Annotated in this window: 10 protein-coding genes and 1 pseudogene; 2 read left to right on the top strand and 9 right to left on the bottom strand. The window is 37.8% G+C overall.

What is annotated here, in order from left to right; translation table 11 throughout:
• Positions 1-267 precede the first annotated feature (267 nt).
• The 5 genes and pseudogenes from AC4GME_RS14290 to AC4GME_RS14310 form a co-directional block, all read right to left on the bottom strand.
• The gene (locus tag AC4GME_RS14290; protein ID WP_490378105.1) at positions 268-525 is read right to left on the bottom strand and encodes a DUF2999 domain-containing protein; all 258 of its coding nucleotides are present in this window, start codon (positions 523-525) and stop codon (positions 268-270) included.
• A gap of 112 nt (positions 526-637) precedes the next feature.
• Positions 638-895, bottom strand: a pseudogene (locus AC4GME_RS14295) (nitroreductase family protein); the annotation flags it as partial.
• A 221-nt stretch (positions 896-1,116) separates the two neighbouring features.
• Entirely contained in the window at positions 1,117-1,320 is a 204-nt protein-coding gene (locus AC4GME_RS14300) for a cold-shock protein (RefSeq protein WP_490378106.1), read from the bottom strand.
• 462 nt (positions 1,321-1,782) lie between these two features.
• Complete coding sequence (locus AC4GME_RS14305; protein WP_490378107.1) at positions 1,783-2,328, bottom strand: YSC84-related protein; 546 nt, start codon at positions 2,326-2,328, stop codon at positions 1,783-1,785.
• 435 nt (positions 2,329-2,763) lie between these two features.
• The gene (locus AC4GME_RS14310; protein ID WP_490379630.1) at positions 2,764-4,212 is read right to left on the bottom strand and encodes a hypothetical protein; all 1,449 of its coding nucleotides are present in this window, start codon (positions 4,210-4,212) and stop codon (positions 2,764-2,766) included.
• A 796-nt stretch (positions 4,213-5,008) separates the two neighbouring features.
• On the opposite strand from AC4GME_RS14310, the gene AC4GME_RS14315 reads away from it, so the two are divergent.
• Positions 5,009-5,908 (top strand): hypothetical protein, encoded by a 900-nt coding sequence (locus AC4GME_RS14315; RefSeq protein WP_490378109.1) that lies wholly within the window; start codon positions 5,009-5,011, stop codon positions 5,906-5,908.
• 357 nt (positions 5,909-6,265) lie between these two features.
• On the opposite strand, the gene AC4GME_RS14320 is transcribed toward AC4GME_RS14315, so the two are convergent.
• The 3 genes from AC4GME_RS14320 to AC4GME_RS14330 form a co-directional block, all read right to left on the bottom strand.
• Entirely contained in the window at positions 6,266-6,472 is a 207-nt protein-coding gene (locus tag AC4GME_RS14320; RefSeq protein WP_490379631.1) for a cold-shock protein, read from the bottom strand.
• Positions 6,473-6,930: 458 nt separating this feature from the next.
• Positions 6,931-7,374: a GNAT family N-acetyltransferase gene (locus tag AC4GME_RS14325; protein ID WP_490378829.1), complete on the bottom strand. Its 444-nt coding sequence runs from the start codon at positions 7,372-7,374 to the stop codon at positions 6,931-6,933.
• A 71-nt stretch (positions 7,375-7,445) separates the two neighbouring features.
• Entirely contained in the window at positions 7,446-7,868 is a 423-nt protein-coding gene (locus tag AC4GME_RS14330; RefSeq protein ID WP_490378830.1) for a rhodanese-like domain-containing protein, read from the bottom strand.
• 192 nt (positions 7,869-8,060) lie between these two features.
• On the opposite strand from AC4GME_RS14330, the gene AC4GME_RS14335 reads away from it, so the two are divergent.
• On the top strand, positions 8,061-8,918 hold the full coding sequence (locus AC4GME_RS14335) for a LysR family transcriptional regulator (RefSeq protein WP_490379632.1): 858 nt from the start codon (positions 8,061-8,063) through the stop codon (positions 8,916-8,918).
• A gap of 337 nt (positions 8,919-9,255) precedes the next feature.
• On the opposite strand, the gene AC4GME_RS14340 is transcribed toward AC4GME_RS14335, so the two are convergent.
• Positions 9,256-9,462 carry a cold-shock protein gene (locus tag AC4GME_RS14340; RefSeq protein ID WP_490378679.1) on the bottom strand — a complete coding sequence of 69 codons (207 nt, stop codon included), beginning with the start codon at positions 9,460-9,462 and terminating at the stop codon, positions 9,256-9,258.
• Positions 9,463-9,611: the final 149 nt, after the last annotated feature.

The raw sequence follows: 9,611 nt of genomic DNA on the forward strand, positions 1-9,611 counted from the left end.
TATTAATAATCCAACGAAATGAAGAATGTAAACAAAAGGCTTTCTTTCTTGCTGATGGGCACTTTATAGAATCTATATTACAAGTCAAGAGTTGTTTTAAAAACAAACAACCAACATTCCTTAAAACATACACTCGTGTTTGAGTGAATTTTGCCACACTTTTAGATGTCTAAGAAAAATACTATAAGGCGGTTTGTGCCCCAAGCGAGATAACTTTAAGAAAAAAGCCTCAACACAGTGTTGAGGCTTTTTCGTATTTATAAGCAGTTATTTGCTCTCTTGTAGTTTAGCTTTTGCAGCTTCTACTTTTGAAAAATCTAACCTTAACTCTTCAACGGCTTGTTTGATCAAATCAGGGTTGGTCATCACCATCATCATCAGCGGTTGCAATTTCTCTTGAGGAATACCTAAGCTTTGAATGATGGTCATTGCAGCTAACGGATTTTGCGTTAAGGCTTGAAATACTTCCGTGATTTTCTCATCATTTACATTGTGATCTTTTAGGGTTTGAATAATTGGGTTCATTAGAATTTCTCTTTAATATTGATGCGCCACAATTTACCTTATTCTCACACTGATTGCGATATTATCCCCCGATAAGTTGATGTTCACGGCAATGAGGAGTTAGCCTGCAAGGCTATAAAACTTGCAGTATTTGCTCTGTGCTTAGTCGTAATTTTGGCAAAGGCTGATTATAGTATTGCTATTTATCGTGATAACCAATCGCTAAAGCCACATCACACACATATCCACCTAACTCTGGAGCAAATATTTAGCTGATCAGTTCGCTGTCGATCCCTTCCTTCGTCGTGGAGTCGATATTAAGGAGAGTGAGGGTATGCAGTGTATTACCCAGTGCAATGTAGGTTTTGGCTTTTGACCAAGCGGCATTATTGCATGTGTGATTGTGTTGGCACAGCAAATTGGCCACATTTTTAGAGGTATCAGTGAAAACATTCTATCTCGCTTTGTGCCCCTTTCCGCCTTAGAAACCTAACGCACAAACGCGCCCAATACGACTCAAAAACAGATTTGCTGAGATAGAATATTAACGCCAACAGCAGGCGCGCCTTATGGCGTCGCCTAACCGTTATTATTATGTGTAGCTACTTAAAATTAAATCGGCACAACGTTATTTGCGCACGGTCCCTTCTGACCTTGTCCGACTTCGAATTCTACTTTCTGGCCTTCATCGAGCGTTGCATAACCACCGGTCTTAATTTCTGAGTGATGCACGAACAGGTCTTTCCCCCCATCGTCTGGAGTGATGAAACCGAACCCTTTGTCTGCATTGAACCACTTTACTGTACCATTACTCATACCGTACTTCCCATTTTAGGTTAATATTAGCTTTATCGCAGTATTCTGTTTTTCTGCAATAACTTAAAAAAAATAGCACATGTGTAAACTCGGAAATGCTAGTCGTTTGCTGTTCCTAAAAGGATATTAGACTGCGTACTTACCAATACCCATTGGCTATCAACTAAATTGTAGTTCAATGCAAAAAAAAATTAAATTAAGCAGTTAATTAAGCTCTGTTAATATTATAAAACTAGCATCGCTTATATGGGTAGTCCGTGCATCTGCATTTATAGAAGTATCTATTCAGCAGAGGCAGAGTATAAACTTGAAGTAACATTCCTAAGCCGATTTGTGCCCTTTGCAAGGTAGAACATTGGAGCCGTTAACGCCCCTATTTCGACTTGGAAGTCCATTATTTAAAAATTGAATTGATTCAAATGTTATCAAAAAGAGCGTTTATTCTTCCTATACTCAACATCGCTAGTTAGGCGTATAACTAAACTTCTGACCACCTATGCTGGCTTCGTACATTACCCCTCCCTTAGCTAAAGTAAATACAGCATAACCATTTACATAATGCGCTTTGCCTTGTTTGCTACCCGCTGCCGCACCGGTACCAGATGTTCCTGCTTGAGCAGATGCACCAGCAGTAAGAGCGACAGCACTCGCTTGTGCACCAAATTCGAAGCTGCCACTGGTAAACTCATCATAGGCGCGTTTATCTTGCAAGAAGAGAATTTGGCTAAAAACTTGACCGCCTAATTGAAAACCTATAGTTACTTGAGCCATCTTAACTTTGCCAGTTGCTTTGCCATGCATGTAAACTTTGCCTTCACCGTAGGATCCACCAATACCAATGCCACCTTTACCAATGTTTGGGAAAATCGCATAACCATAAGCATTATTAAAAAACGAGGTGGTTCGATCAGATTTTTTAAACTGCAGAATAGATGCTTGATACTCGTCAGCAAAAACCTTAAAGCTTAATGCCCAAACACCGATACATAGTATTAACCACTTTTTCATACTCTTTTGCCCTTAAATTTATTGAGAGTGTACAGAAGCAGACACGGTGGATTTTAAAAAAATTGCCTGTCCAACCTTTTTAAAAGTAATAAAATAGTAGGTATGATTAATAAATTAATCAAAAAGCTTCCTAGTGCAGTTTTTTAACTATATGGCCGCAACTATCTAATTCATCCATTTTGATTAGTGAAACTTGCTCATTATGTTGCTTTTAAATAGCGAAGTACAACGAGCAAATTTGACCAACTAGATAGAATACAACGATATATTAATTAATGTTCATCTGAAGTGGTTAGTTAATTTTGGCTAGGATTTTATCGATATTTAACGAATTTTCTAAGGCTTTGTGCCCTTTGCGACTTAGAAAGCTAACTCACTTTCGCCCCCAATATAAGATGAGTTGTCTACAAATTTGTGGCCAACATTACTTAACCACTACAATACCTTGTTCCACATATTTTGCTGTTTTGCAAAAGAAAAATATTCATAAGGATGCCAACACTTCGGGATCAAGTCGAGTTGCTCATGTCGCTCTTCAAAGTTGCTCCAGAGTTTACTCAGTATTCCTTTGAGTCTTTCAGGGCTAACCTTCATCAATTTTTTTCGTGCATCCGGGAAATATAAGTTATTACCTGGCGCTATGTTAAGATCCCCACCTGATGAGATGAAAACCTGGTTTTTCGTGGCAATACGGCAAATAGGGCTGTATGGTTCTTGAGGATAGAGTGTATTTACTACGGCGAACTCGTATCTCTCCAAATCAAATCCCTTCGAGTTTTTGGGGATATAAGTAATGCCATAGCCTTGAGGGAATATACCAGTGATTTTGAGTAGGCTCTCTACCACTTGCTTGTTAATAGAGCCTCTTTCAACGCCTTTGTTTAGTATTTGAAACCCTTTGGGAAGGGAGGCATAAGTGAAATTTCGTTTGCTGGATAGGACCACAGAAGTGTAAATTTGAGGGACCTTAATTAGGTTACCAATGCCCTGTTTAGGATTGAGAGAGCTTTTCAACAACAAACGAATAAAGACAAATTTTTCTTCTTCCTTCTTGTTAAATATTTCTCTTTCGGCTTTTGAGCCTCCTATATATTTATCAAGCCCCAAACCATCCATTAGATAGTTTAACGTTTGTTGATAATTGCATTTTAACAAGGCTAATCTTTCATCTGTGCTTAATACTCTGAATTCGTCTGCATCACCCGACTTTCCTTTCAATATCTGTTGTGCAATAGGGTGGCAAATACCGACATTGTGTAATAGAGAAGTCATTAATAAAGGGATTTGTACTTCCAACCTAAAGGGGGGGACTTCTTCAGTATCGTCCGGCAAGGTCCATTTCAGAATATACTCATTGCCCATTTGTTTATCTTCGAGTAGTTGATCAAGCAGTTTCAAACTGAGTACGGCTTGGTATAAGTGCTGATTTTGTCGATTGTACTGCAAGGCAGGATTTATTCCTTCAGGCACCCTTAACGATAGAGTACCGAGTAACTTAGCAATTTTTTTATTGGTGCCATCCCTGTTTTGCCCAATACAGAAAGATAAAATTTCATCGCATATACTTTTTAGTTTATGTAAACGAGCCAACCGTTCTTCATCCAGTTTATATTCAAACGACTTAATTTTTTTAAGATTCTGTTCTACCTTATATTTCAGTTTTTTGACGTTTGCTGGTTTGCTATTAGCGGATAAATTCTGCTGTGCAGTAGTTAAGTCCTGATGCAGTGTTGCTAAATTTTTTTCTATCTCCGGTAATTGGGCAAAATAAGCAGCCGCTTCTTCATATACAGAATCTTTTAGTGGTGATGACGTATCAATTTTTTTAACTATATTGCTAATAGCTTTAGTACTTGAAGATTCACTTGTCGTATTTTTTTTCATGTAATAACTTACCGCTATAGTTAATGAAACTCATTTTATGAGCTTAGCATTTTTTTCCCCAAAGACCATTTGTGTAAGGTATATCAACGCGATATATACTCAATTTGTGCACCTAACTATTTTTTATAATAGCTCTGTGTATTGATACATCAGATTGATTTAGATAAAAAAGCAAGCAGTCATTATATCCATCAATCTAAATTTTCATGTCGCTTGATACCATCAAACATTCTTTAGTTAATTCTACTAAATACTACCCAAATAATAGCTGTAAATATTATGCTCGTTGATTTTATCTTTCATATGTAAAATCGTGTTTTTAAGAAAAAAGTAGCAACATTCGCAAGACAATTCGGTTTGGTTGATGATGATTGTTTATTCCCGAAAGCAAACCAGATAAATTAAATTTCAGCATCACATTAGAGCAAATATTCTAAGTCGGTTTGTGCCCCTTTCCGCCTTAGAAAGCTAACTCGCAAACGCCCTCAAGCGGCTTACAAATCCATAAAACCGTAGCCAGTTTTACTTGACCACTTCAATTAGACGTTCACTAACATGGAACTGGGATTAATAGGCAGGCTTAACAGGATATGAATTGATGTAATCCCCTTCAAAAAGCATGTATTTGGGAGCTAGTTCAACTAGGTTACCTATCTATTTGGGTAAAGACTATATAGCAATCTAGGGGTATCGCCGAGCGTTCAGTAATTTATACGTCTCAAGTCCCCCTGAAGCGGACATTGCCAGAATCTAGTTTTTGGTCTAAACCTAAAGAAAAGATCACAGGGCATGATTAATGACCGTTGAAGGTAACAGGCAATTAGTTTCCATCAAGTGGTATTCTCTGGTAGCTGGAGTTATTGGATTCACGAGTTATTGGTCTTTTTTTATCTATTGGGCTGCCACTACAAAAAACGACCTTGGTGGCGTATATATCACTTTGGTCATCGTAATTGTGCTGTTATCCGAGACCATCCTTAGTATTTATGACAAAAAGATAAAATTTTTCGGTCCTACAGGTCTTGGCATAATGCTAGGGTGGTTTATTGAAGTGATTTTTACAGGGCTCAATCCTGATATCTCACCTGCAAGCCACCAGCTGCTTCCACTAGAACCCATCATCCTCATATTTATGATCGTTCCAACTTCATTCATTGGAAGTGTTTTCGGCAAAATAATTTCCAAGTTCTTGGTCAGTAGAAAAAATTCTACTAACAACAGAAGGTGGATTAATTGGCTATTCGTTACGGCATTTATTCTAGCTCTCGCATCGCCTATCATGCACCCTCTTGAGAAAGCTGTTAAGGAGTACAGAGCCAAGGCAAAGATTATCGAAATAACTCATGCTCAATTCAGGTATTACCACGATCATCCAGATGAGGGATTTTCCTGCAATATTTCCAAGCTAATAGGCGGCAAGTCATATACCTATAATGACCAACGTGGGACATATGAGGCTCAATATAAATTAGGTTATGCTCACCGTTTATGGTGTTACCCCAATACAAAACCAAGAAATGCTTTTTTCCTGGAGGTTTCGCCTTATAGCGTATCAACTAGCGGAGATGTGGCATATTGTTCAGATGAAAGCGGCTTGGTACGTTCAATCTCCCGAAAAGATGAGCGCAATTGGGGAAGGAACTGCCGTGAATCCAACAATATAATAACAACCATTATGCCATCAGGTCGGCACTAAGAGATTTCTCATTCTATATGGCATTTTCTATGTCACACGTTGAATGACCTTTATTGGCTAATAGCTGTAGTTCAGGTTTTTAGAAATACTATCCAATTAGTCGTCATATCGTCATAAATAAGATGATGAAATATTAATCGGCATAGCTAATTTGGCTATGTTTTTAGAGACACCAGTAAAAATATTCTAAGGCGCTATGTGCCCCTTTATACGACTTACAAACCAACAAATTTATAGCCAATACTACTTGGTCATAGCACTTTGAAATTAGCAAAAAAAAATGGCAAACCCGCAAAGGTTTACCATTCTCTTAAATATTAATTCAGCTCTGTGTAGGAGCTAAAATATCACAGCAAGTTAAATCGCTACGATATTTTCTGCGTTCGGGCCTTTTTGACCTTGGCTTACAGTGAATTCTACTTTTTGGCCTTCAGCTAGAGTTTTGAAACCTTCGCTAGCGATAGCGCTAAAGTGAGCGAATACATCTGGACCAGATGCTTGCTCGATGAAACCAAAACCTTTAGATTCGTTGAACCACTTAACCGTACCTTGAACTTTAGACATAATAATATCCTGTAATTTTAATGTTAGATTGCCTTAATAGGCTTGAATAGCGTAAAAACAGACTGGAACTTAAAAACTACAGAGCGAGGTATTATTAATAAAACAACGAAATGGAGAATGTAAACAAAAGGCTTTCTTTCTTGCTGAGGGGCACTTTATAGAATCTTAAATGAAAGTCAAGGGTTGTTTGAAAAACAAACAGCCAACTAGCTGTAAACATACACTCGTGTTTAAGTAAATTTTGCCACACTTTTAGATATCTAAGAAAAATACCAGAAGGCGATTTATGCCCATATACGACTTGGAAACCAGATCAGTAAAATTTATCCTCGCTTGGAAGTGAACTTCCGTACAGGAGCTGTTGCGATTTATTATACTAACCAGTTTCGTAAATAATCTGCTATAGGGCTATGTAGACGATAGAAATATTTTCAGCACTCACATGGAAAAATAATGACTTAAATATCCCAGAAAAAACGTTTTTTATTTTTATCTTGTGCACCGAGTTTTCTATAAAAACCGATAGCGTCAATATTTTCAACGGGTGTCTGCCATTGAATCTCTGAGAGACCTAATTCTTTTGCATAGTCAGAAGCTGTGTTCATGAGTTTTCTGCCGACACCGGAGCCCCGCAGTTCAGGCCTTACAAATAAGCAGTCTAAATAGAGATAACTTTCCATATCCCAGGTTGAATATTGTTTTAGCAGGCTCATATACCCCTGCACTGAGTTGTTGATCTCAACGACAAAAATGACCGCTGGATGAGTACCTTTTTCTAACTGTTCAAATTGATGTGTGATCTGTAGATCATCTCCCTCATATAAAGCATGTTCCCTAAACAGCCTTGCTAAAATAGACGAATCATCAACTCTGCTTTTACGAATGTTTATGTTTTGATTCATTATTTTTCCACTCATCTATGGTGATCAGTAAATGCGGTTTTGTTATAAAACCGCAAATATGTACAAAAGTGTTAGCTTTGCGCTTCACTCATACGACGGTTAACTGGGTAACGTTCAAAATCTTCCCAATAGTGAATACCGCCTATCATCTCTTTGACAGCAAATCCTAGAGCAGATATTTTCATAGCAGCTTTGGTCGCGCCGTTACAGCCGGGCCCCCAGCAGTACACCACAAATACAGTATCTTTATCATACTGTGCAAATGTTTGTTCGTTTATCTGACTGTGCGGCATATTTACAGCAGTGATGGCATGACTTTTGTCAAAGGCTTCTGCACTGCGAACATCTAAGAAGACGAAGTGATTGTTGTTATCTTTAATATCAGCATAAACATCTGAGCAATCAGTTTCATAGCCTAGTTTGTTACTAAAAAATGTGTTCGCCTGGTTACTTTGAGCTGCAGGGTAAGCAAGTACATTTGATTCATTAGCCATTTTACTTTCCTTTAAATTAATGGATTTGATATTTTCACTGCTAGTCAGTACAGGTGATGCTAATATAAAACGGCGGCGGCTTATGATAAATTCATAGATTATGAACTGTTCATTAAGATAAAATGAATGCACTTTTATGTGCAAAGTCTGATAATTAAAAATTAATTTGATGTATCAATAAAAAGAGTTGTCATGGAATTTTATCATTTACGTTCCTTTGTCGTCGTTGCAAAAACCGGCAATTTAACTTTAGCCGCCAAGCAGTTATTTACAACACCACCCGCCATCAGTGCACATATAAAAGCACTTGAAGAAGAGTTGCAGACCCAGCTGTTTATTCGCTCCAGTAAAGGTATGAAACTGACTGATAAGGGGGAAATATTACTGCGCAAAGCACAAATCACCCTCGACTCCGCCTTGGAATTAGTCAATGCAGCTGCAAGCAGTCAAAATGAAATAATCGGCACCTTCCAATTAGCAGTTAATCAAAGTCCTAAGCAGTTAAAAATAACCCGACTGGCAGAAAATATGCGGGAAAATATTCCCGGTGTTACGCTGCAGGTATCTTCAATGGCAACCGGTAAAACGATTGAGGCAATTAGAGAAGATGCGTTGGACGGAGGATACGTTTACGGTGATATCCCTAATGATTTATTCGCACTTAAAATTAAACTGCAGAAAATCACCACAATAGCGCCCTATAGTTTTCATCTGACAGATAAAACAATCAGGCAATGTGACTGGATAACAATGGGTTTCCATTGTCCCTTTGATGATTTCTTAAAGTCCAAAATAGGTGATAATATTACTTCGGTGATGAGAAGTGATGATGAAACCTCAAGGCTTGAACTTGTTAAAAGTGGATTAGGGTTAAGTTTTTATGAGCAGGAAGAAGCACAAATTTATGCCAATAAAAAAGAGATAACCATACTTTCAGATTTAGATTTCGAAATACAGTTGTATTTCGTTGTTGCAAAAAACAGAGCTAATGACCCCGTAATAAAAGCCCTGCTGCAGGAAATAAGAGTGTTGTGGGAGATTGCCTATTAAACTTGTATCAGTATCCAAAAAGCCTTGTACAGCAAGGTGATATGAAACTAATGACAATGGGAACGCGCCTTGCTTTTTGCTTGCAATAAACGGGGCGTCCATATATACCCCTTTGCGAAATAGAGCACTTGACTCAAAATCGTCTGGAAGCCCTTACTGCATGAGACTTTATTACAATTGATTTTGCTTAATTAGGATGAGAAGGATATTGGTTGTTAGAATATAGCAGGATTTTATCCTCACTTTTAAATTAACAAAAAAAATGGCAAACCCGCAAAGGTTTACCATTTTTTTATATTAATTTAGCCCTGTATCAGAGCTAAAATATCACAGCAAATTAAACAGCTACGATATTGTCTGCTTGCGGGCCTTTTTGACCTTGGCTTACAGTGAATTCTACTTTTTGGCCTTCAGCTAGAGTTTTGAAACCTTCGCTAGCGATAGCGCTAAAGTGAGCGAATACATCTGGACCAGATGCTTGCTCGATGAAACCAAAACCTTTAGATTCGTTGAACCACTTAACCGTACCTTGAACTTTAGACATAATAATATCCTGTAATTTTAATGTTAGATTGCCTTAATAGGCTTGAATAGCGTAAAAACAGACTGGAACTTAAAAACTACAGAGCGAGGTATTATTAATAAAACAACGAAATGGAGAATGTAAACAAAAGGCTTTCTTTCTTGCTGAGG

The organism is Psychromonas sp., from assembly GCF_983033635.1.